We start from the raw sequence: 23192 nt of genomic DNA, 5'->3' as shown, positions 1-23192 counted from the left end.
GCTTCTACGGCCGAGCTACTTCGACGCCCGCAGTTCGAACTTGAGGACCTTGCCGGTCGGGGTGCGAGGAAGGTCGAGGGGGAAGACGATGTCGCGGGGAATCTTGTACCCGGCCAGCAAGGTGCGGGTGTGCTCCACGATGTCTTCTGCGGAAGCCTGTAACCCTTTGCCCAGCAACACGAATGCTTTCGGACGCTCGCCCCACTTCTCGTCCGGAACGCCGACGACTGCCACGTCGATCACGGCGGGGTGGCTCATGATCGCCTGCTCCACCTCGACGGTGGAGATGTTCTCGCCGCCCGAGATGATGATGTCCTTCGCGCGGTCCTTGAGCTGGATGTAGCCGTCGGAATGCATGACGCCGAGATCCCCGGAATGGAACCAGCCACCGGCAAACGCTTCGGCAGTCGCGGCCTCGTCGCGGTAGTACCCCAGCATCACGTTGTTGCCGCGGAGCACGATCTCACCCATCGTCCGGCCATCAGCGGGAACGTCGTTCATCTCGGCATCGACAACGCGAGCATTCTCAGCCTGCACCATGCCGACTCCCTGGCGGGAGAGAAGTGCGGCGCGCTCGGACTGAGGCTTGTCGTCCCAGGCTTCCTGGTACTCGCAGATCGTGTACGGCCCGTAGACCTCGGTGAGCCCGTACACGTGGACGACGGTGACGCCGATGTCTTCGAGCTTTCCGATGATCGTCGGCGACGGGGGAGCGCCGGCGGTGGTGATGCGCAGGGCGTCGACCTTGTGGGCCTGCTCGGCATCGGCGATGGTCGAGCAGACGGTGGGGGCGCCGCACAGATGCGTCACGCCCAGATTGTCGATGGCGTCCCAGATCGCGTCGGCGCGGACCGCACGCAGGCAGATGTGTGTGCCCGCGGCCTGAGTGACGGCCCACGGTGTGCACCACCCGTTGCAGTGGAACATCGGAAGTGTCCACAGGTACTTCGTCGATCCGTCGAACCCGTTGTGGAAGGTCTCGCCGAGCGAGTTCAGGTATGCCCCGCGGTGGGAGTACATGACGCCCTTGGGCTTTCCGGTGGTGCCCGAAGTGTAGTTGATCGCGATGCACTGCTGCTCGTCGTCGACGCCCCAGTGCAGTTGCTGGTCGGCGAGTGCTTCGCCTTCGGCAATCAGATCGGCGTATTGCCCGGTGACGATTCCGGCGGGAACGTCCGGATACGGGACGGTGGAGTCCGGGATCTCGATGATCTCGCGCAGGCTCGCCACGTTTGTCTTGGACGAGGTGACCGAACCGACGAATTCGGAGTCGACGAACAGGATCGTGGTTCCCGAGTGATCGAGAATGTACTCGAGTTCGGGACCAGCGAGGCGTGAGTTCAGGGCGATCAGGACTCCGCCGGCGAGTGGGACGGCAAAATGCGCGAACAGCATCTCGGGAACGTTCGGAGCCAGATACGCAACGCGGTCACCGGGCTGAATGCGTTCACGCAGTACGCGGGCCAGCGATGCGACCTCGTCTCCGAACTCTCGGTACGAGTAGGTCCGGTCGCCGTGAACGACGGCGGTGCGATCGGGGAACACCGCAGCGCTGCGTTCGAGAAAGCGCAGCGGACTTAGCGGGGTGTTGTTGGCTGCGAGTGCTGTCGGTACAGACACGGGTTCCTCCGGAGGGGCGACGTGGGACGGCCGGATCACAGTAATTGTGATCGGCGCTACAAATGGTCTGGATGCACGCTATTGCTCAGCCACAGGTGCCGCTACCCTCTGAATTGGGTATGTGGGATGCCGGGAGGTGCGTGTGAGCAGGGTATTGAGGCCGAGCGACGACGACGCGTTGCGCGCCGAGCTGCGTCGACTACATCCACGGACCGAGTTGCCGGTTCTGTTCGGCGGTTGTGTCAGCGACCGGTCGCTGACCATCACCGGCCACGTCGGCACTCGCAGCAACATCCTGCGAAACCTGCAGATCGACGCCGAATGCGGACTCGGTGGCCGGGCGATCGCAGAACAACGACCGGGCGCGGTCCAGGACTACGCGAACTCGTCGCACATCACTCACGACTACGACTACGAAGTGGGCGCCGAAGCGATCGAATCCTTGATGGCAGTCCCGATCGTCGTACGCGGGGTTACTCGCGGAGCGATATACGGAGGACTGCGTGCCAACCTGCCGATCGGCGACGTGATCGCCGAGACGATGATGCGATCGTCGTACGCGTTGGCCCGCGAATTCGAGATCCGCGACGAAGTGGATCGGCGCGTGGCGATGCTCGATACCGCTGCCGTGGAACATGGTTCGAACCGCGACGCCCAGATATCCGAGGGATTGACCGAGAGCGTACTGGCACTCGGCGAGATCGCGGCGAACCTCGAGGACACGACTCTCAGCGTGCAGGTCCACGCCGTCGAGGCAAAGCTTCGGGCATTGGCCTCGCCTATTCCCTCCGCGAACACTGCAGCCGCGAACGTCGTTGGCCTGTCGCCACGCGAGCGGGAGGTGATGGGGTACGTCGCTCTCGGACTACGAAATGCCGAGATCGCCGAGAGGTTGTCCCTGAGCGTCGAAACGATCAAGACGTACATGCGGAATCTGATGGGAAAACTCGACGTCCGCAGTCGTCACGAAGCGGTCGTGGAAGCGCGGCGGCAGGGTTTGATTCTGTGAGGGCTTGATTCTCTGATCGGTCCCGCCAAGCGGAATTTCGGAACTGCGTCGCCGTCCCGGTTGATATGACGGACCTCACTATCGGCAGAGTTCTACACGAGTGATGAGGGCATCGATGCAGGATTTGTTCGACAACAACGACATGACCGGTCTGGCCGAAGCAATCAAGAGCGGCGGTGTCTCCGCCAAGGAAGTCCTCGAGTTCAGCCTGGAGAGGCTCGACGAGCGCAACCCTGCAGTCAACGCAGTGATCAGTCAGCGGCGCGAGGAAGCGCGGAACGAGGTATCAGGCGGCCTGCCGGAAGGTCCACTGCACGGCGTCCCGTTCGTGATCAAAGACCTCGGCATGGACGTCGCAGGATTGCCGAGCACCAATGGATCTCGATTGTTCGCCGACGCTGTGGCAGAAAAAGATTCGACGCTCGTCGAGCGCTACCGTCAGGCTGGTCTGGTTGTCATCGGCAAGACGAACACCCCGGAGTTCGGCAAGAACGCGAGTACCGAACCTGCGCTGTTCGGGCCCACCCGCAACCCGTATGCACTTGATCGTTCGCCCGGTGGATCTTCGGGTGGCACCGCTGTAGCTGTTGCCGTCGGGATCGTGCCAGGCGGACATGCCAGCGACGGTGGTGGATCGATCCGTATTCCCGCGTCTGCCTGCGGTTTGGTAGGCCTCAAGCCAAGCCGCGGACGCACTCCGACGGCACCGGCGCGCACGCTCTTCTCGTCGCCGATGAGTGTTCATCACGCGCTCACCCGAAGTGTCCGCGACACTGCGCTGCTTCTCGATCTCTCCGCCGGACCGACTGTGGGCGATCCTTACGTGATCCTGGCGCCGAAGCGGCCGTACGTCGAGGAAGTGGGTGCGGATCCCGGGCGGTTGCGGATTGGTCTGAGCAACGTGCTGCCGGACGGCACTCCGGTTGATCCGGAGTGTGCGGCCGTCACAACCAGTGTCGCCGGCTTGCTCGAAGAACTCGGTCACGATGTCACCGAGGGTACCCCGAACTTTCCGCTCGATGCGCTTACTGCCGGCCTCTCCGTGTTGATGGGTATTCCGATGACGATCGAGGTCGACGAACGACTCGAGGTCCTGAACCGCGCAATCCGCGACGACGACCTCGAGCCGATGGCCCGGATGATCTACGACCGCGCGAAGTCCGAAACTGCGACGAACGTCGTCACAGCGTTGCAGGAACTCGAGCGGGCAGCCCCGGTGATCGGTGCGTTCTTTGTCGATCACGACCTGTTGCTGACGCCGACGATGGCTCGGCCGGCAGCTCCGCTCGGTCTGCTCGATACGGCAAATCCCATGTCGATCTGGGAACACTCGGCCGGATACAGCGGTTTGACCAGTCCGTTCAACAGTTCCGGTCAGCCTGCGATTTCCTTGCCGATGGGGCACGACTCGGCCGGTGTGCCCGTCGGCGTGCAGTTGGTCGGCGCGTTCGGCCGTGAAGATTTGCTGATACAGGTGGCCTCGCAGCTCGAAACGGCCCGTCCGTGGTCCATTGCGCCGGTGTGGCCGCCGGTCCCGGTGTAGTCGCTCTCGGTTGTTCGAGCCGGGGAGGGCGTCAGGCGATGATGCGAATCGGCCACTGGCCGTTCACATCTGCCACGTCTCTCCCCTGGCTGAGAAGATACTGGGCGAAATCACGCTGGCGCTCGGCGTGCCAATCGGCCTGATCGACCATGAGATCGAGCCCCAAGATGTCAGGGAACCGCACGGCCAGCTCGCGGGCCAACGCTGCCGCTGCTTTGGCATCGGCCTCAGCCTCGTGGGCCGACTCGAGGGAAATCCCGTAGTGCTCGCACACGGCCGCGAGCGTTCGTTTTCCCTTGCGGAAGGTGTCCATGGCGCGATCGATCACGTACGGATCGATGACCAACCCCGGAACGAAGGCGGGCTTGCCGATGCGCAGACCCTCGGCATGCATGACCGTCAGATCATAGGACGCGTTGAACGCCACGACAGCGTGATCGCGCGCCCAGGAATTGTGCAGAGCCTCACGGATCTCTTCGTAGCCCTCGGAGTAGTTCTGGCCGTGTTGCGCCGCGAACTCGGTGCTGATGCCGTGAATGGCCGAGGCGCCGGCGGGGATGTCGACGCCGGGATCGAGTAGCCACGTGCGTGTTTCGACACTCGAACCGTCGATCACCGCGACGCAAGCACTGACGATACGAGCGGTCGACGGATCTCGTCCCGTGGTTTCGAGGTCGAACGCGCAGATCGGGCGATCGGACCAGCTACTCATCGGGGGCCTTTCGGTGCGGTACATCATGTCCGAATCACTATGCACCGCCCTACCGACACAAACGACAAACAGTCACCTCCGCCGGGTGAAGGCGGAGGTGACTGCAGCTGACGCAGTGGAAAACTACAGAATTTCGGTTCCGACGGTGAAGCGCTCCATGACGTCCTCACGCGGAGTCACACCGAAGCCCGGTCCCTGGGGCACGGCGATGTGGCCGTCCTCGATGACAAACGGTTCGGTGATGTCTTCCTTGTAGAAGCGATCGGACGCCGAGATGTCACCCGGAAGCGTGAAACCGTCCAACGCCGCGAGAGCTGCGTTGGCGGCGCGGCCGATTCCGGTCTCGAGCATTCCGCCGCACCACACAGCAATACCGTGCGCCGAGGCAAGATCGTGGATTCGCTTGGCTTCCAGGTATCCACCGACACGGCTCGGCTTGATGTTGATGACCGAAGCGGCGCCGAGCGTGATGGCGTCCGCCGCATCCTTGGCCGACTCGACCGACTCGTCGAGGCAGATCGGAGTCGAGAGGGACTGGGCAAGCTTGGCGTGCTGCACCAAATCGTCCTCGGCCAGCGGCTGTTCGATGAGGAGCAGTGCAAATTCGTCCAGGCGACGCAGCAGCTGCGCGTCGACAAGTGTGTACGCGGCATTCGCGTCGACCTGCAAGGGGACGTCGTAGCCGAACTCCTTGCGCACTGCTGCGACAGGTTCGATGTCCCAGCCCGGCTTGATCTTCAGCTTGATTCGCACGTAACCCTGCGACAGGTAATTGCCAACGGTCTCGAGCAACTGCGGAGTGCTGTCCTGAATACCGACGGATACACCGGACGGAACCCGCGTGCGAGTGGCACCGAGGTACCGAGCGAACGACTGTCCGCGAGCGCGCAGTTCAGCATCGAGAATTGCCATTTCGATAGCCGACTTCGACATCTGGTGACCCACGATGTGGTGAAGTACGCTGCCGACAGTCTCGGCGGTGAGCGGTTGATCCGACTGCGACTTACGTAGCGTCGGAACGAGATACTCGCGAAGCATCGCCCGCGCACCAGCTGTGTATTCGGAGTTGTAGTACGGATCGCTCAGCGAGCCGCACTCGCCCCAGCCGACAGTCTCCACCGGACCGTTGGGGCCGTCGGTGGTGCCGCTCACCTTCAAGACGAGGGTGTTGCGCTCGAGCTGGGTGCTGAATGACGTGGTGAAGGGGGAGACGAGAGGGATGCGCAGTTCGCGCAATTCGACGGACTCAATGTGCATGGACTTGCTCTTCTCCGGTTGTCTCGCAGATTTTCGTGAACATGTAATAGCCGCTGGGGTCGAAGCCGGTCGATTGCCATTCTTTCGAGGCGATCAGTGGTTCGAGGTACTCGCGAAGCGCGTGTCGCCAGGCAAAGGCAGAGGCGCGGTCGACTGTTCTCAGATGCTCTATGTCTCTGGGTATTCCGACTGCGATATCGATGCAGTCGGGTGGGATCGGGAGCATTCGAGGCGTACCGTCTTCGGTGGGTCGAAGCACCTTGAATGTATCATTCACGGCCACAGCAGAACTCGGAGATTCATCGACATCGAGATCCCAACTTACGAGCATTCGATCGCTGGCGTCGCCTGCGTTGATGCCGTCTGCCATCGACCCGTAGAAATCCGGATTGTATTCGGTCGGTGCGGCACCGAGACGCTGAATGTTGAAATATGCATTTCGTGCGACCAGTGGATCGAAGGTCCACCGGATCGTCCTGACACCGCGCTCGATGCACCAGTCTCGCTGATGATGCTTGAGGGCGCGGCCGATTCCCTTGCCTGCGTGTCCCGGTAGTACTCCGGCGATGTGTGAGTGTAGAACCTCGCCGAGAGGCTCGACGAAGAATCCGACACAACCACCGATCATTTCGCCTTCGGAAAAGGCTCCCACCACGTAGTGACCACCGTGATGAAGCGCAACCAACATCGCCGTGCCGAAATGAGCCGGTCCGGGACTGGTGGCCCAGATCTCATCGAAAACGGCGGATAGATCGGCTATTTCGCGATTGTCGACCAGTTCTCGAAACTCAACCGCTTTGCTTTTCGACACGAGGGCCCCCTTCAGACGTGATCGAACGAATAAGGCCCGCAACCAACGCCGTTCGCGGGGCGATAGCGGACACGAGCGCATGCTCGGTCTCGGCGTGTGCACCGCCGCCGACGCCACCGAGGCCGTCGAGGGTGGGGATGCCGATGCCGGCAGTGAAGTTTCCGTCCGAGGCTCCGCCGACGGCGAGGCCGACGGGAGGAGTCAGATCATGCTCGAGCGCAACACGTTCCGCCAAGGCAAGCAACGGTGCGGACATCGCTGCTTCGAGGGGAGGCCGGTTGACACCACCCGAGACCGTTACTACGGCTTCGGGGTGGATTGCCTGCAGGGCTCGGATATTCGAATCGACCCGCTCCTGCTCGGCTGCGCTGGTTGCGCGCACGTCCACGTCGACAAATGCTTCTGCCGGAACCGTGTTGGTGGTGGTTCCGGCCGAAATGACGGTCGGCGTGACGGTGGTTGCCTGCGCGGGAGAGGACAAGTCGTTGATCGCGATCACGAGACGAGCCAGTTCGACTGCCGAGTTGATGCCCTTTTCCGGTTCCAACCCGGCATGCGCAGCGCGGCCGGCAACATGGATCCGATACAGCGACACTCCCTTGCGGACGGTCTTGAGTTCACCGCCGTCGCCGCCGGCCTCGAGGACGAGCACCGCGCCCGCAGCAAGTTCCTCGATGAGGGACCGCGACGTGGGTGAACCGATTTCCTCGTCACCGGTCACGAGGAGTGTGATTCCGTCGAGTGCATCATCTCCGTGCAACTCTCGGACGATGGCGAGGGCGTGGATTGCCTGAACGACACCAAGTTTCATGTCGAGGCCACCCGGACCTCGAAGTGCTCCGTCGGTGACGGCTGCGGGCAGGCGCGTCAGGGTGCCGATCGGCCACACGGTGTCGTGGTGACCGAGCAGCATCAGCCGCGTCGGTGAGCTGCCGAAACGGGTCAGCAGATGGGTTCGGCCTTCGCTCACTATCGACTCCGGTGTAACGCCGAGTCGTTCGTGGACAAGGTCTGATGTCCATTTCGCGCTACGGGCAACAGCTTCGAGATCGTGGGACGGCGACTCGACTTCGATGAGAGCGATGGCGTCCTCGAGGATTTGAGGAAGTTGGCGCTCGGCCATATCGCGGAGAACGGTCATCGGTTGTTCACTCGCGGATATGCGCGGCTTCCGACGTGTAACAATTGTGTACTCCCGTTGTCGGAGAAAGTGATCCGGATCCAACCCGCTGCTTGAGGTAGTTGGGTCGCGAATACTCCAGGGTGAACTTCGATCAAGCTGAGAGAGACGGACTCTGCCGTTTCGGCGTTGAGCGAAGGATCGATGTGATCGGTGCGGCGGGCGGTCAGGGAACTGCCGGTCCGTTCCAGGACGAAATCGGCGGCAGCATCGCGGTACAGACCGCACAGCGCATCGAGTTCCTCGGGCGAGGACGTGTTGCGGGTGTGGGGGTCACCAGGTGAGAATGCCGGTGTCACGGCGACGCCGCTGATGGAACCGAACACTTCAGCCAGAAGATCGCCCGAGAGAGCGTCCATCGCTCCGCCGTTGGCCATCAGGACTACCGCTATGCCGCACGACGGGACCACCCGCAAGAACGACTGCTGGCCGAGAGTTCCGCCGTTGTGGCCGTGCGCCAGTACCCCGCCCCAATTGTGCAGCAGCCACGTAGTTCCCATCACGTCTGCAGACGACACGTCACTGATCTGGCGGCGTTCCTCGAGCATCGCCAGGTGAGTGGAACGCTGAAGCAGCACCGGATTCTCGCGCATCGAATCTTGCGCGAACAGGAGTAGATCTTCGGCTGTGCTGTTGATGAGGCCAGCGGGGCCCATCGAACGAGGGATGAGGAATTGTGGTGTCTGCTCGAGATTGTCGGCGCCGCCGACGTGTCCGACCGCGGCGCGGTGCAGTGCCGTCTCCTCGGGCAGAGTCGTGGTTTTGGTCAGGCCGAGCGGCTCGATGATCCGCTCGCGCAGAACTGCGTCCCAACTCTTACCTCGGAGAACCTCGATGATTCGTCCGGCGATGACGAAGCCGGTGTTGCAGTAGGACCAATCGGTGCCGGGGGCGAAGAGTTGCACCGTCGATGACAGGGCTGCGACGTATCGCTCGACGCAGTCGTCGCCGCGTCCGCCGTCGATGAAGACGTCACCGTCGATGCCACTGGTATGAGTCAACAGGTGGCGTGTCGTGACCGTTTCGGTGGCTATCGTGTCGGCAACTGCGAAGTCCGGCAGTATGTTCCGGACAGGCGAGTCGAGGTCCAGCAGCCCTTCTTCGACGAGTTGCATGATCAGGGTGGCCGTCCAGACTTTGCTGATCGAACCCATCTGGAACAACGTGTCGGGAGTGGCCGCGACACCGGTGCGGGTACTGACGACACCGGACGTGACCACGGTGCGGTCGAAACCGCTGCGGGTAGTGGTCAGAATTCCCAGCGAGGCACCGGGAACCCCGTACTTCGCGCTCAGGGTGTCGAGTCGGTACTGCCAGTAGTCGGGATCGACCGTGGTCAGTGTCGGCGTAGGCGAGAGATGACGTTCGATCCAGTCGACGAGGCGAGTGCTGTAATCCAGACGGTGGGAGGGCCGACCCGTCAATACAAAGGCATGCGACGCGTCCGGGAAGACCACCAGTTCGGTCGGGGTGCCGGCCAAACGCAGTCCACCGAACCACTGTTCTGCCTGGTTGACCGGGCAGCGGACGTCGCTACCGCCGTGAAGTATCAGGGTCGGTGTCGTCACCTGGGAGACTCGCCCCAGCGGCGAAAGTTCCTGCACCCGAGATGACTGCGGGTCGAATTCGACCGTCTGCAGCAAGATGCCCTCGTCCGACGGGCCCGCCGTGTTCGCAATGTCGCAGACAAGGCCGCCGGCGACTGCGACGGCAAACCGATCGGTGACGGACGTCAGGGCGCACGTCATGAAACCGCCGTAGCTGTAGCCCGTGAGCACCAGTTGCTTCGGATCGGCCATCCCTTCGGCGACAAGGGTTTCGACCGGTTCGAGCAGGTCGGCGCGATCCGCCTCACCCCAACCGTCACGCACACCGTCGAAGAACTCGTTGCCGTAGCCGTCGCTTCCGCGCGGATTGATCATCAAGACCGTGTATCCGAGCGCGACTAGTTCCGCGTGGTACGCGTGCATCGGGGTGGGCGTACCGGTCCAGGCATTGTGTGGTCCGCCGTGGACGTCCAGAACCAGCGGACCGGCGCCCGTGACGTTCGGGTCACGCAGGATCCAACCCTGAACACGGGTGCCGTCGCTGATGTCGAACCAACGCTCGGAGGCGACTGGAAACGCGACGGCGGTTGTCAGTTCCGTGTTCAATTCGGTGACGGTTTCGACTGCGCGAGTCTCGAGGTCGATGACGGCGACCTCACCGAAGGACGTCGCCGTTGCCAGCGCGACGACGGCCTTCCCGGACGTCAGGGCAAGACCGGAGAACACTGTCTGTTCTCCGGTGAGAAGTGGTGAGACGGAGCCTGATCCGAAATCGACCTTGTGCAGTTCGGTGGAGCCGTGGTTGCGGATGCAGAAGACGATGGCGCCGTCGGCGGTGAAACGCGGTGCGCCACCGGGATAACCGGTCCCGCCAGGCATGACGTTTCGGTCGAGTTCGGATGTCAGACTGCGATCTTCCACTCGCTGGTCGCGGTGCAGGACAAGAAGTTCGTTGTTGTGAATGATCGGCGTTTGCCAACCGACTGCTACGACGGCGTCGCCCGCAGGTGTCCACGCAAGTGGTCCGACGATGCCGCGTGCGTGCCCCAGCATCCGCGGAGCGGAAGCGAGATCCGTCAGCGATACGGTCCAGGCGGAACTCGCGCGCGTCAGATCGGCGTCGCCGTCCATCGTCGCGGTGAAAGCAAGTTCGGTGCCGTCGGGACTGTACGCGGGATGCGAAGCGTCCCAATCGCCGTCCGTCAGTTGCCGAAGCGAGCCGGCGGCCAGATCGAACTCGAACAAGTGCGCCCGAACGCTGCCCCGGACACCGGATCCGTCGACCTTGTAGTTGAGGCGTTTCGCCACCAAGAGGTGTGACGATCCGGCGGCAGTGCGGTCGACCGGGGCACTGAAGGCGATTCGAGCACCGTCGGGAGAGAACACCGGTGCCCCAGCACCAAGCGGGAGTTGTTCCGCGGTGGTCATCTGAACGGCGGGTCCGCCGGTGGCATCGACCTTCCACAGTTGCTGTGTGCCCGAGGAATCGGGCCGAACGAAGACCAACAGCGTGGATACGGGATGCCAAGCCGGCGAGGTGTCGGCAGGTCCCGCGGTGAGCTGTAGTTGCGGGGAAGCCAACCAGATCGAGTGCTCGTTGGTATCCGCGGCCGGATTCGCTTCGGTACGTACGTATGCAATGCGTCCCGACGCCGATACGGTGATGCTGGTCGGTGTAACCACGGACGCGTAATCCTGGATTCTCGCCGAACGACGTTCTTCGGCACGGGCTACGGCAGCGGGGGAGTCGAGAGTGGTCGGCGTTGTCATTGGAACATCGGCTCCCCGAAGGTCGGGATCGCGGACAACAGCTTTGCCGTGTACGGCTCCTTGGGCGAATCGATCACGTCGAGAACCGGCCCGTGCTCGACGATCTCGCCGCCGAGCATGACTGCGACGTGGTCACAGACATAGCGGATCACTGCCAGGTTGTGACTGACGAACAGAACCGTCAGACCTAGCTGCTTCTGCAGATCCACCAAGAGATTCAGGACGGCGCCCTGTACGGATACGTCGAGGGCAGAGGTGATTTCGTCGGCAAGCAGGACTGCTGGTGCAGCAGCCAATGCCCGCGCGAGAGCAACACGTTGGCGCTGACCACCCGACAACGACGACGGGTATTCGTGCGCCTTCTCCACCGGCAGTTGGACGGTGGTGAGGAGTCGAGCCACCTCGGCCGCGCGGTCACCGCGGCTGCGGCGAGCTTTGTCACGACGCTCGGTGGACCGCAGCGCCTCGGCGAGTGACTGGCCGATGGTCATTCGCGGGTCGAGGCACGAGTACGGATCTTGGAAGACCATCTGGATCCGGTGGCGCAGACGAGCCGTCGCGCCGCGGGCGTGAGCGACGTCCACGCCGTCGAGAAGGATTTGGCCGGAACTGGGCTCGGCCAGGCCGACAGTTGCTCGCGCCAGTGTCGACTTTCCGGAACCCGATTCACCGACGAGACCGACCACCGATCCGGAGGGGATGTCGAGATTGATGTTCTTGACGGCGTGGAATTTTTTCGAACCGTTTCCCAGGTGGACGTTGACGTCACGGAATTCGAGCCTGCTCATCGGATCTCCTCTGCAACAGCCAACAGTTCTTCCAACTCGATGTCGGCGGTGCTCTCCTCGGCGTCGAGACTTTCCACCTGCCAGGCTTCGTCGACGGTGGCGAGCGGCTTGTCACGATCGGTGGTCATGGTGGGGACCGCGGCGATCAGCGCGCGGGTGTAGGGGTGTCGTGCGCGTCCGGCGACCAGGTCGTCGACTGCGATGTCTTCGACGATCTCTCCGGCGAACATGACCAGGACGCGGGTGCACATGCCGGTGATGACGGCCATGTCGTGCGAGATGAGAAGGATTGCGGCGCCGGTCTCTTCGCGAACCTCGTGCAGCAGTCCGAGGACCTCACGCTGAACGGTCACGTCGAGCGCAGTGGTGGGTTCGTCAGCGATGATCAGAGCGGGCTTGCCCATCAGACCCATGGCGATCATCGCGCGCTGACGCATACCACCGGAGAACTCGTGGGGGTACTGCTTCGCACGCCTGGGAGCGTCGGGGATCTTGACGGCGTTCAGTCGCTCGACTGCCGCCTTCTTCGCGTCGGCTTTGCTCATACCTTCGTGGAGCCAACCGATCTCGGCGACCTGGTATCCGACCTTGAGAGACGGATTCATGGACGACATCGGATCCTGGAACACCATCGCCATGCGTGTGCCGAGTTGACGGGCAACCTTGCGTGAGGCCGCGTTGTCCGGTCGATTGCCGTCCTTCATCAACACGGTGCCGTCGAATTCGATGAGGCCGGCATCGACCACGGTGGGGTAATCGGTGAGCTGCGCGATCGCCATGCAACTCAGCGACTTTCCGGAACCCGATTCGCCGACGATGCCGACGGTTTCGCCGCGGTGAACGGTGAAGCTGATGTTGTCGACCGGCCGGCGCCAGTCGCCGCCGGCAGGAACTGCGACGGACATGTTGCGAACGGTCAGTACCGCGTCTTCGTCGCTGGGCGTCGAATCCGTCTGAGCTGTACGTGCATTGATCGGCTTCCACTTCGGCAGACGACTGCTGATCGGGCTGCGAACTCCCGCGCCGCGGGCAATAGCCTCGCCGAGCAACGTGAAGGTCAAGCCGGCGAGCACGACGGCGACGCCAGGCGCAAGTGCGGTTGCCGGGTTGACGAAGATCTTCGACAGACCTTCGTTGAGCATCCGGCCCCAGTCGAACGCGGGTGGCTGAATGCCCAAGCCGAGGAACGAGAGTCCGGCAAAGACCACAAGACCGCTGCCGACGGCGATGCTGGCGTTGACGATGAGTGGTTCACGGATGTTGGGGAGAATGTGGCGGAACAACAACCCGGGCTTGGTGACCCCGAGGATGCGTGCTGCGTCGATGAAGTCGCGTCCGTTGACCGACGAAGCCAGCGCGTACGTCAACCTTGCGAACGGGGAGGCCAGGGCGAGACCGATGGCGATCACTGCGCTGCCAGCACCCTGTCCGAGAACGACCAACAGGAAGATGGCCAGAAGGAGACCGGGGAACGCGATGGCGAAGTTGAGGAATGCCACGACCATTCGTCCGACCCACCGGGGAGCGAGCGTCGGGAGCGTACCGAGGATCAGGCCAAGTGTCACACCGAGTGCTACGGCTCCGAGCGCCATGACTACCGACAGCCTCGCGGCGGTCATCGTGCGCGCGAAGACGTCACGCCCGCCCGCGTCGGTACCGAAGATGTGCTCGGAACTCGGTCCTTGAGACAGTGCCTTCGGGTTGGCCGCGACGGCGGCGTCACCCCAGATCATCGGTCCGAAGATGACGAGGGCGATCAGAGCGGTCAGGAAGGTGAGGGCCAGGATTCCCAGTGGGGTGCGGAACGTTCCGACAATCCAGTGTCGTCGCGGAGGCGTCTTGGGGGCCGCAGTGGGGGCGGTAGGTGAGGTGCTCAACTCAGTTCTCCCGAATTGTGGATCGTGGGTCGATGAGAGCGAGCACCACGTCGACGATGAAATTGATGAGAAGGACGATGGCGCCGTAGATCACGACCAGTGTCTGGGCGAGCGGGTAGTCCTTCTCGGTGATGGACTTGACCAGCGCCATGCCCATGCCGGGCCAGGCGAAGATGCTCTCGATGAGCACGGTGCCGGCGATCAGTGCGCCCAAGAGGAGTCCGGCAAGCGTCAGCGTCGATGTCAAGAGGTTGGGCATTGCATGACGGAAGTAGATTCGTGCCACCGTCATTCGCTTGGCGCGCGCCGTGCGGATGTAATCCATGTCCAACACGCCGAGCGCCTCTGCACGGACGATGCGCGACATCGAGGCGATGGCACCGATCGACATGGCCGCGACCGGAAGGATGTAGCTTTCCGGTCCGCCGCGGCCGGCGACGGGAAGAACAGGGAACGTGACGGCAAAGAGGTAGACCAATGCCGTGCCGAACATGAACTCGGGGATCACGGCGATGGTTCCCGACGTTGCGGTGTAACCGATCTCGACTCCGCGTCGTCTACCGTTGCGGGTCAGTGCAGCGAAGATGAGGCCGATCGGAATGCCCAGTACCAACACCGTGACGACTGTGAGTACAGCCAGTTCGAGTGTTGCCGGTAGGCGGGACGCGATCACCTCGAAGACCGGAGTCCTCAAGGTGATCGAGTCACCGGGATTCCCGCTCAGCAAACCGCCGATGAATCGGAAGTACTGCTGCCACAAGGGAAGGTCGTAACCGAGCTGAGACCTCGTCGTCTCGACCAGTTCGACCGGTGCGTTCATTCCCAGTGCCAACCGAACCGGGTCTCCCGGAATCAGTTGGAGCATCAGGAACGCCGCAGTCACCAGCGCCCAGAGTGAAATCACGAAGGTGCCGAAACGACGCAGAAGATATGCAGGCCAGCTGTCGGACTCGAGCCACTTTGCTCGAGCCTGAGGCGCCGCTTCTGGTTTCGCGGCTTCAATAGTTTGACTCATGGGCTGTCTTTCCGGAGGGCGGGAACAGATGCAGGGCGGGAAGAGATGCTGAGCGGGAAAACGACTTACTGGTAGAGACGCAACGCAGAACCGGTGAGCGTCTTACCGAATGAGAGTCCGGCCTTGTTGAAGTACACATTCATGACGGAATCGGCGAAGGGCACGGCCGCGATCGTCTTGGTGAGCTCCGACTCGGCGTCGGCCCAAGCGTCACAAGCGTCGCTACCGGTCAGACCGGAAGCCTTGGTGGCTGCTGCTTCGTAGGCGGGGTTGCTGACCGATCCGAAATTCTTGCCTGCTGCGGGAACCGGCCCGGCAAAGTACGCGGTGAAGGTGCTGGGCAGCGAGGAGTTGACCTGGACCCAGGCGATGTCCCAGGCAGAGTTGTCCTTGCCGCTCAGAATGACGTCGATGATCTTGTTCGAGTCACCCCCGGTCACCTCGACGTTTGCGCCGAGTTCGGACCATGCCGACTGAGCAAGTTCGGCCGCCGCATTGCGCGGATCGTCGGTGCCGTCGTACACGAGGCGGAGATTGAGCGGCTTGCCATCCTTGCTTCGCTTGCCGTCAGCGCCGGCAGTCCAACCAGCGCCGTCCAGTGTTGCCTTTGCAGCTGTGAGGTCGAAGTCCGGAACGTTGCCTGCGACAGAGTCGTAGACACAGGCGCGCGGTTCGACGGCGACGAGACTGGTGGCCCGGACCCCGTTTCCTGCGGTGATGACCTGAGTGAGGTCGTCGAGATTGACCGCTTGGATCAGCGCCTTGCGCACTGCCGGATCACTGGTGGGGTTGCTGGCGATCTGGTTGAAGTACATCTGGCCTGCAGGCACCGGCCGGCCAACCGAGTCCAGATTGGCTGCCGCGACGCGGTCCTTGTCTGGCCCTCCGATCGGAGCTGCATTGAGTTCACCCGAGAGAAGCTGATTTGCGGCGGTGCTCACGTTCGGTGCCATGGCGGCGATGACCGTCTTGGGGACGCCGGGGGTATCGGAAGCGGTGCCGTCGGGGCCCCAGTTGTAACCCTCACGACGCTCGAACGTGTAGTGGTCGTTGGCGGCGACTTCGGTGACTTCGAACATGCCGGTGCCGAGAGACTTCTTGTTCGATGCTGTCGGATCTTTCAGCCCGGCCTCGCACAGGATCGGCAGTCGACCGACGTTGAGAAGCAGGAACGGGCTCGGCGCCGGAGTGGTGACGGTGACGGTGCGCGCTGCCGGATCGGCGGTTGCTGTGGCACCGGTCGGAACGGAGGACCCGCGCAACTGTGAACCGTTGTCCGGATTGGCCACGAAGTTGATGTTGTCCGCGACGGTCTGGGAAGTCAGCGTCGATCCGTCGGTGCAGGTCACACCTTCGCGGATGGTGAAGGACGCAGAGGTCGGAGTCTCCTCCCACTTCTCCGCCAACCACGGTCCGACTTCGCTGGTATCGGGATCCTGGTAGATCAGGTAGTCGTAGGCCAATCGAGACAACTCGGCGGTTGCCTGAGAGGCCGACATGATCGGGTTGAGTGCGCCCGGATCAGCCTGCAAGGCGAAACGGAAAGTCCCGTCCGTGGCCGGTTCACCGCCACTGGCGCCCGAGGACGTGCCTCCCGAGCCGCAAGCAGACAACACGAGCGTGAGCCCTGCGGCTGCCGCAAGTGTTGGATAGGAGCGGTGTTTCATGGTGCCTCCGGGATGGAGCTGGGGCCCGAGCGAAAAACGTGAGGGCGCGATTGAGTGTTGACTGCTAAATCTTGGCGCATGACGTGACGCGCATCTCTGTCGATCCTCACGAAAATCGGGTCGATTTTCGTCCGCTCCCACGAAAATCGGCGCGATCAGTGAATACCTGTCCGTATGCGGACAGCGACCGGCGAGACAGAACGATTTCCCCGGTCGCTGCAGCACGGTTACTCGTACAACCGAAGAGCGGAGCCGACATAGTTGCGTCCGAAGGCGAGCCCCGAATTGGAGAAGTACAGCGTGGTGATCTGGTCGGCGAACGGAATCGCCGAATTGGCCTTGACGATCTCCGACTCGGCCTCCGCCCACGCGGAGCACGCAGCGTCGCCGGTCACTGCTGACGCCTTGGCTACCGCTGCGTCGTAGTTCGGGTTGGAGATGGACGCGAAGTTCAGTCCGTCGGCCGGAACGGGGCCGGAGAAGAAGGGCACGAGCATGCTCGGCACTGCAACGTTGATTGTTTCCCACGCCACGTCCCACGCGGAGTTGTCCTTGCCACTCAGCGCGACATCGAGAATCTTGTTGGCGTCGCCGCTGATCAGTTCGACGGTTGCGCCCAGGTTCGACCATGCGGAGAGCGCGAGATCCGCCGAGGCGTCGGACGAGTCACCGAGTGCCTCGTAGAGCAGTCGGATCCGCAACGGCGCGCCGTCCTTGCTGCGCTTACCATCCGCGCCGACCTTCCAGCCCGCAGACTCGAGAGTTGCTGCCGCTGCGTTGGAATCGAAGTCGGGTACGTTGCCCGTGACCGAATCGTAGACACATGCGCGTGGTTCGACGGACACCATCGTGCTCGAACGTGTGCCACGTCCTGAGGTGTAGATCTCGGCGAGATCGTCGAGATTCAGCGACTGGACGAGAGCCTTCCGAACCGCCGGATCGCTTGTCGGATTGCCCGGCATGTGGTTGAAGAACATGTCGCCGGACGGAAAGGGTTGCCTGATCGTATCCAGCGGAGCAGAGTTCAATCGGTCCTGATCCGCGCCGGACACCTGTGCCGCGTTCAGATCGCCGGCAAGAAGTTGGTTTGCGGCGGTGCTCATGTTCGGGACGATCGACGCGACGACGGCTTCCGGTAGACCGGCCGTGGTCGAGGTCGTGTCGTCCGGTCCCCAGTTGTAGCCCTCGCGCCGGGCGAAGGTGTAGTGATCGTTGGCGACGGACTCGGTCATCTGGAACATGCCGGACCCGATGGTGGTTTTGTTCGCCGCTGCCGCATCCGTTAATCCCGCCTCACACATGATCGGCAGGCGGGCCAGGTTGAGGAGCAGAAACGGGGACGGTTCCGGGGTAGTCACTGTCACCGTCCGGGCCGCGAGATCATCAGTGGCAGTTGCTGTTGCAGGCACGTAGACCCCGCGGAGAGCGGACCCGTTGGTCTCGTCGGTGACGAAGTTGATGCTGTCTGCGACGGTGCGTGCCGTCAGCGCGGATCCGTCAGAGCACGTGACACCGTCACGAATTGTGAATTCGACTGAAGTGGTTGTCTCTGACCACTTTTCGGCCAGCCAAGGCCCGGCGTCCCCGGTTTCGGGATCGACGTGAATCAGGTAGTCGTAGCTGAGACGCGCAAGACTGTGGGCGTAGGTGGACGTGGTCATCAATGGATTCAGCGCTCCTGGATCACCGAACAGTGCCAGCCGGAATGTTCCGTCCGTGACGGGTTGGCCGTTGTTACCTCCGGGCGACCCGCCTGAAGAACAAGCGGACAAGAGGAGGGTCGCGCAGCCGGCGACTGCCAGCACGACGCAAGTACGTTTTTTCATGGAGCCTCCGGTGGCAGAATCCTTGGCCCAAGTCGAAAACAGATGCGGCGGGCAAGGAACGAATGACGATTGGACGACACTAACGCGACGACCCCTCAGTCGTATCGTGGCGATTCACGAAAGTTCGGAGACTCTTCGTAGTGGATTACGGTCGCCCTACCCGGTCGACTCTGAGCGTCAATGCACAGTTGTCGACCGGGCAGGCCGTCGAACCACTACTGGTACAGGCGCAGGGCCGAACCGATGAAATTGCGGCCGAATGCAAGACCTGCATTGTTGAAGTAGAGAGTCGTGATCTTGTCGGCAAAAGGTACCGCCGAGTTTGCTTTGATGATCTCGGACTCAGCGTCTGCCCAAGCGGCACAAGCGTCCTCGCCGGTCAGTCCGGAGGCTTTGACGACGGCTGCGTCGTAGGACGGGTTGGAGATCGACGCAAAATTCATTCCCGCAGCGGGCACCGGACCGGAGAGGAAGGGGACCAACATGCTGGGCAGCGCGACGTTGATCGGCTCCCACGCGACATCCCACGCCGTGTTGTCCTTGCCGCTGAGTGCTACATCGAGAATCTTGTTCGAGTCTCCACTGGTGAGTTCAACGGTGGCGCCCAGGTCGTTCCACGCGTTGACCGCGACGTCGGCGGCAGCATCGGTCGCGTCACCGAACGTCTCGTAGACCATCCGAATTCGGAGAGGTGTGCCGTCCTTGCTGCGCTTACCATCCGCGCCGACCTTCCAGCCCGCAGACTCGAGAGTTGCTGCGGCCGCACTGGTATCGAAGCCCGGTAGGTTTCCGGCGACAGAGTCGTAGATGCAGGCCCGCGGTTCGATGGACACCATCGTGGTCGATCGGGTTCCGCGACCGGCCGTGAAGATCTCGGCGAGGTCGTCGAGATTGAGAGCCTGGACCAGAGCCTTGCGTACGGCAGGATCGCTCGTCGGATTGCCAGGACTGTGGTTGAAGAACATCTCGCCCGCCGGAGCAGGCTGTTTGACGGTATCCAAGTTCGCGGCGTTCATGCGGTCCTGATCGGGGCCGGAAACCGCTGCGGCATTCAGATCACCGGACAACACCTGGTTTGCCGCTGTGCTGTTGTTCGTGATGATGGATGCGACGACATTCTTGGGTACTCCGGCTGTATCGGAGGTAGTGCCGTCCGGCCCCCAGTTGTACCCGTCGCGCCGGACGTACGAGTAATGATCGTTCGCCACGGCTTCGGTCATCTGGAACATGCCCGACCCGAAGGTCGTCTTGTTTGCCGCCGTCGGATCCTTCAATCCGGCCTCGCACATGATCGGTATTCGCGCCAGGTTGAGAAGCAAGAACGGCGAGGGTTCCGGAGTCGTGACGATGACGGTCCGCGTCGCCGAGTCGGCGGTGGCGCTCGCAGTTGCCGGTGCGTACACACCGCGGAGAGCGGATTTGTTTGCGGCGTTGGTGATGAAGTTGACGTTGTCTGCGACAGTCTGAGCAGTCAGGGCGGAACCGTCGGTACAGGTGACGCCGTCGCGAATGGTGAAGGATGCGGAAGTGGTTGTCTCTTCCCATTTTTCGGCGAGCCACGGTTTGGTGACACCGGTATCGGGATCTGGATGGAGCAGATAGTCGTAGCTCAAACGTGCCAGTTGGTGTGCCGGCGAGGCGGCGGTCATCAGCGGATTCAGTGCACCCGGGTCTGCTACGAGAGCCAATTTGAAGGTGCCGTCGGTGAGGGGCTCCCCACCGCCCGAACCCGACGAGTCGCCCGACGAGCACGCGGTCAGGGCAAGAACGGTGCCGGTTGCTGCAGCCAGTAGTGCGTAGGACCGTTGTTTCATGGTGCCTCCGGAAGATGTAGTCCCGACCCGAGCGACGCGCGGTCTATCGAGTGGGGAGCAAAAGACGATTGCATGAATCTTCACCCAACGAAAGAAGGAGAGCATCGTCCGAATTTACGAAGGTTCCGTGAGATTTGGTAGATCGTTACGACACCGCCGGATAGAAGAGACGAAGCTGGAGCATCAGGCTGAATCGGGTCTCGGGGTCGTCGAGATCGATCCCAGCGATGCCGGCGAGCTTCTTGAGGCGGTACCGGAACGTGTTGACGTGGATGTGAACCAAGGAGGCGGCCGCCGGAATGTCGCCGAACGTGTCGAGCCAGGCGCGGAGAGTGTCGACGAGGTTGATGTCGTGCGTACGGTCGTATTCGCGTAGCACGGCGAGCGGACCTGACGCCGTCTCGTTCTCGTCGGCCAGGGCGTCGGAGAGGCGTAGAAGCAGGGAATTGATCTGCACGTCGTCGGCACGCGCGACGGTCCGGCCCGAGGAATTCCACGTCGACCTCAGAACGCGAAGCGCTCTGTCGGCTTCGTCGCGTGACTTCTCCAGTGTCATCACGTCGGTCACCGTCGCGCCGATTCCGATGACCACCGACTTCTCCGAACGGGAACGGTCTGCGAACTCCGACGCGATCCGGCGCACGTAGTCGTCGTCGGTCTGGTGCCGGGTGTGGGGGATGACGGCGTAGACGGTGCCGCCGATCGCTGCCGCCACCGACAGCGGAAATACCTGGTGGAGATAGGTATTGAGTGTCAGGGCCAGTTGATCGACGTCGGCTTCAGCCTCCAACGACGCGCCGGCGCCGCCACGGAAGCCGGCCGCCAGCACGGTTGCCTTCGAACGACCGTAGCCCAGTCGCTCGGCCGCTTCCTTGGCCGAAGTACCGCCACTGAGTAGTGTGATCACCTCACCCAGCCTCAGTCGTCGTGCCGAATCCGCGGCCAGTTTGGCGCGAAGCAAACTCATGGCGGCCACACCCGCAGCCTCGACGAGCGTTTTGACCTGCAATTCGTTCGGCTCTTCATCCAAGATCACCCAGATCGAACCGAGGATCTGAGATGCCGCATGTATTCGCATGCCGACTCGGGGTCTGATGCCCGGCCCGATACCCGGTAGAAAGACCGGAAGAGCCGAGCCGTAGATCTTGTTGAAGTACCCCATGGACCTGAGTCGGTCGGAATAGTGCTGCGGCACTTGATGTCCGAGGACGCTCTGCTTGCGGGCTTCGTCGCCGAAGGCTTGATCCGCCGAGAACGCGAGGATCCGGCTCGACTGGTTCTCGATGGTGACGGGGCCGTTCATCACCTGAGCGATCGAGTTGGCGAGATCGAACAGGTCGGCGTCGGCGGCCGTCGTGCGGTCCCTGTTGTTGCCGGATTCGAGGATCTCGTTGATCAACGACGCGCTTTGGAGCCAGCTCGCATCCTTGACCATTCCGAGGAGCGCGACGTCGGTGTCGGCCACCGCCTGCTCGACGAGTCCGTCGAAGTCCAGGGGTTCCTTGACGATCAGTGCTACCGCGCCTGCCGAGCCGTATTCTCTTACCGCCGTTGCGATATCGGCCGAACCAGCGAGACCTGCACCGAGCACGACGGCGCCCGCACTGTCCTGCGTAGCTTCGGACCCTTCATGCAGGGTCACGCGGCTGACAGTGCGGGCGCCGTCGACGGTGTCGCCACCGCTGAGGAACGTCATTCCCAGTCTGTCGACGATGTCGACGATCGATACTCCCGTGGGTGTGGTCACCACCACACCTTAGGGGGAGCATGGTCGATCAGTTGGCGGGTTGCCCCGCTCAGTTGGTCGGCTGCTCCGCTACAGCCTTCTCGACGAACCGGCGGGTCTGATCGAATGCCGCCGGTACCTGAACGGAATTCGTCATGTCACTGATCTCGGCCCACCGCTCGGCAACGACCTCGGGGGAGAGTGCGCCTTCGGGGATGTACACACCCTGCGACTCCTCCATACGAGCGATCGCGAAGACGCCGGCACCCGCGCTGAGGATGGTCTTGGTGGGCGCATCGTCGGAGACCATGAACAGCGCGCCGGGTGAAATCGATTCGGGTGCAAGCAGAGCGAGAGTCTTCTCGTCGAGGAGATCCTCGGTCATGCGGGTTGCGGCGGTCGGGGCCAGCGAGTTGACGCGGATGCCCTTGCGCTCGCCCTCGATGGACAGAACGTTCATCAGGCCGACGACGCCGGACTTCGCGGCGCCGTAGTTCGCCTGGCCGAAGTTACCGTAGATTCCCGATGCCGACGTAGTCATGAGGATGCGTCCGTAGTTCTGTTCGACCATGTGCGGCCAGACCGCCTTGGAACAGATGACGGAACCCATCAGATGCACGTCGATGACTTTGCGGAAGTCGTCGAGCTCGGCCTTGACGAAGGACTTGTCACGCAGGATTCCGGCGTTGTTGATCAAGATGTCCACGCGGCCCCACTTGGCGACTGCTGTCGCAACCATGGCGGCAACGGCGTCGGCATCGGTGATGTCGCAGTGGTCCGCGATGGCTTCGCCGCCCAGCTCGACGATTTCCGCCACTACCTTGGCTGCTGCGGTATCGGCGCCGCCACTGCCGTTGACCGAGCCACCCATGTCATTGACGACGACGCGGGCACCGCGAGCGGCGAGGGCCAGTGCATGCGAACGGCCGAGTCCGCCGCCTGCGCCCGTGATGATCGCTACCTTGCCGGAAAAATCCAACGACATTGGAAAACCTCTCTGATCTGGGATACTACTCAGTATTACTATGCG

The 23192-nt window shown here is 62.6% G+C and carries 16 protein-coding genes; 2 read left to right on the top strand and 14 right to left on the bottom strand.

Annotation, left to right across the window (positions count from 1 at the left end):
* Positions 1-15: 15 nt before the first annotated feature.
* Positions 16-1620: an acyl--CoA ligase family protein gene (locus ACSW29_RS17585; protein ID WP_448277856.1), complete on the bottom strand. Its 1605-nt coding sequence runs from the start codon at positions 1618-1620 to the stop codon at positions 16-18.
* Positions 1621-1762: 142 nt separating this feature from the next.
* Between ACSW29_RS17585 and ACSW29_RS17580 the strand changes: the two genes are divergently transcribed.
* Together ACSW29_RS17580 and ACSW29_RS17575 are read left to right on the top strand one after the other, a co-directional pair.
* Entirely contained in the window at positions 1763-2629 is an 867-nt protein-coding gene (locus ACSW29_RS17580; protein ID WP_448277855.1) for a response regulator transcription factor, read from the top strand.
* A 115-nt stretch (positions 2630-2744) separates the two neighbouring features.
* A complete protein-coding gene (locus tag ACSW29_RS17575; protein ID WP_448277854.1) occupies positions 2745-4172 on the top strand; it encodes an amidase in 1428 nt (475 codons plus the stop codon).
* Between the two features lie 31 nt (positions 4173-4203).
* Here ACSW29_RS17575 and ACSW29_RS17570 read toward each other — a convergent pair whose 3' ends face one another.
* The 13 genes from ACSW29_RS17570 to ACSW29_RS17510 all read right to left on the bottom strand — a co-directional run bounded on the left by ACSW29_RS17570 (position 4204) and on the right by ACSW29_RS17510 (position 23147).
* The gene (locus ACSW29_RS17570) at positions 4204-4884 is read right to left on the bottom strand and encodes a 3'-5' exonuclease (protein ID WP_230815402.1); all 681 of its coding nucleotides are present in this window, start codon (positions 4882-4884) and stop codon (positions 4204-4206) included.
* Between the two features lie 123 nt (positions 4885-5007).
* Positions 5008-6141, bottom strand: coding sequence for an o-succinylbenzoate synthase (gene menC / locus ACSW29_RS17565; RefSeq protein ID WP_448277853.1), 1134 nt, complete (start codon positions 6139-6141; stop codon positions 5008-5010).
* Entirely contained in the window at positions 6131-6952 is an 822-nt protein-coding gene (locus ACSW29_RS17560; RefSeq protein WP_317825685.1) for a GNAT family N-acetyltransferase, read from the bottom strand. The genes menC and ACSW29_RS17560 overlap by 11 nt, the downstream gene beginning before the upstream one ends.
* Complete coding sequence (locus ACSW29_RS17555; protein ID WP_317825684.1) at positions 6930-8093, bottom strand: M20/M25/M40 family metallo-hydrolase; 1164 nt, start codon at positions 8091-8093, stop codon at positions 6930-6932. The genes ACSW29_RS17560 and ACSW29_RS17555 overlap by 23 nt, the downstream gene beginning before the upstream one ends.
* Entirely contained in the window at positions 8090-11449 is a 3360-nt protein-coding gene (locus ACSW29_RS17550; protein ID WP_448277852.1) for a serine hydrolase, read from the bottom strand. Before ACSW29_RS17550 ends, ACSW29_RS17555 begins: the two co-directional genes overlap by 4 nt.
* Positions 11446-12237: an ABC transporter ATP-binding protein gene (locus ACSW29_RS17545; RefSeq protein ID WP_448277851.1), complete on the bottom strand. Its 792-nt coding sequence runs from the start codon at positions 12235-12237 to the stop codon at positions 11446-11448. Before ACSW29_RS17545 ends, ACSW29_RS17550 begins: the two co-directional genes overlap by 4 nt.
* Positions 12234-14114, bottom strand: a complete 1881-nt coding sequence (locus ACSW29_RS17540; RefSeq protein WP_317825682.1) for a dipeptide/oligopeptide/nickel ABC transporter permease/ATP-binding protein — start codon at positions 14112-14114, stop codon at positions 12234-12236. Before ACSW29_RS17540 ends, ACSW29_RS17545 begins: the two co-directional genes overlap by 4 nt.
* A 1-nt stretch (position 14115) precedes the next feature.
* On the bottom strand, positions 14116-15129 hold the full coding sequence (locus tag ACSW29_RS17535) for an ABC transporter permease (protein WP_230815408.1): 1014 nt from the start codon (positions 15127-15129) through the stop codon (positions 14116-14118).
* Positions 15130-15194: 65 nt separating this feature from the next.
* On the bottom strand, positions 15195-16796 hold the full coding sequence (locus tag ACSW29_RS17530; RefSeq protein WP_448277850.1) for an ABC transporter substrate-binding protein: 1602 nt from the start codon (positions 16794-16796) through the stop codon (positions 15195-15197).
* Between the two features lie 227 nt (positions 16797-17023).
* Complete coding sequence (locus tag ACSW29_RS17525; protein WP_448277849.1) at positions 17024-18622, bottom strand: ABC transporter substrate-binding protein; 1599 nt, start codon at positions 18620-18622, stop codon at positions 17024-17026.
* Positions 18623-18837: 215 nt separating this feature from the next.
* Complete coding sequence (locus ACSW29_RS17520) at positions 18838-20436, bottom strand: ABC transporter substrate-binding protein (protein WP_230815411.1); 1599 nt, start codon at positions 20434-20436, stop codon at positions 18838-18840.
* A gap of 145 nt (positions 20437-20581) precedes the next feature.
* Complete coding sequence (locus ACSW29_RS17515) at positions 20582-22183, bottom strand: PucR family transcriptional regulator (RefSeq protein ID WP_347874667.1); 1602 nt, start codon at positions 22181-22183, stop codon at positions 20582-20584.
* A 49-nt stretch (positions 22184-22232) separates the two neighbouring features.
* Entirely contained in the window at positions 22233-23147 is a 915-nt protein-coding gene (locus ACSW29_RS17510) for an SDR family NAD(P)-dependent oxidoreductase (protein WP_448277848.1), read from the bottom strand.
* Positions 23148-23192 lie beyond the last annotated feature (45 nt).

Source organism: Rhodococcus sp. GB-02 (genome assembly GCF_053470465.1).
The sequence above is the reverse complement of the archived record's forward strand: the minus strand, read 5'-3'. Positions and strand labels throughout refer to the sequence as shown.

What these genes read in the sequence shown, in the direction of transcription:
- ACSW29_RS17575 (WP_448277854.1), top strand. Translation starts at nt 2,745, where the DNA reads ATGCAGGATTTGTTCGACAACAACGACATGACCGGTCTGGCCGAAGCA.
- ACSW29_RS17570 (WP_230815402.1), bottom strand. Translation starts at nt 4,884, where the DNA reads ATGAGTAGCTGGTCCGATCGCCCGATCTGCGCGTTCGACCTCGAAACC.
- menC (WP_448277853.1), bottom strand. Translation starts at nt 6,141, where the DNA reads ATGCACATTGAGTCCGTCGAATTGCGCGAACTGCGCATCCCTCTCGTC.
- ACSW29_RS17555 (WP_317825684.1), bottom strand. Translation starts at nt 8,093, where the DNA reads ATGACCGTTCTCCGCGATATGGCCGAGCGCCAACTTCCTCAAATCCTC.
- ACSW29_RS17550 (WP_448277852.1), bottom strand. Translation starts at nt 11,449, where the DNA reads ATGACAACGCCGACCACTCTCGACTCCCCCGCTGCCGTAGCCCGTGCC.
- ACSW29_RS17545 (WP_448277851.1), bottom strand. Translation starts at nt 12,237, where the DNA reads ATGAGCAGGCTCGAATTCCGTGACGTCAACGTCCACCTGGGAAACGGT.
- ACSW29_RS17535 (WP_230815408.1), bottom strand. Translation starts at nt 15,129, where the DNA reads ATGAGTCAAACTATTGAAGCCGCGAAACCAGAAGCGGCGCCTCAGGCT.
- ACSW29_RS17530 (WP_448277850.1), bottom strand. Translation starts at nt 16,796, where the DNA reads ATGAAACACCGCTCCTATCCAACACTTGCGGCAGCCGCAGGGCTCACG.
- ACSW29_RS17525 (WP_448277849.1), bottom strand. Translation starts at nt 18,622, where the DNA reads ATGAAAAAACGTACTTGCGTCGTGCTGGCAGTCGCCGGCTGCGCGACC.
- ACSW29_RS17520 (WP_230815411.1), bottom strand. Translation starts at nt 20,436, where the DNA reads ATGAAACAACGGTCCTACGCACTACTGGCTGCAGCAACCGGCACCGTT.
- ACSW29_RS17510 (WP_448277848.1), bottom strand. Translation starts at nt 23,147, where the DNA reads ATGTCGTTGGATTTTTCCGGCAAGGTAGCGATCATCACGGGCGCAGGC.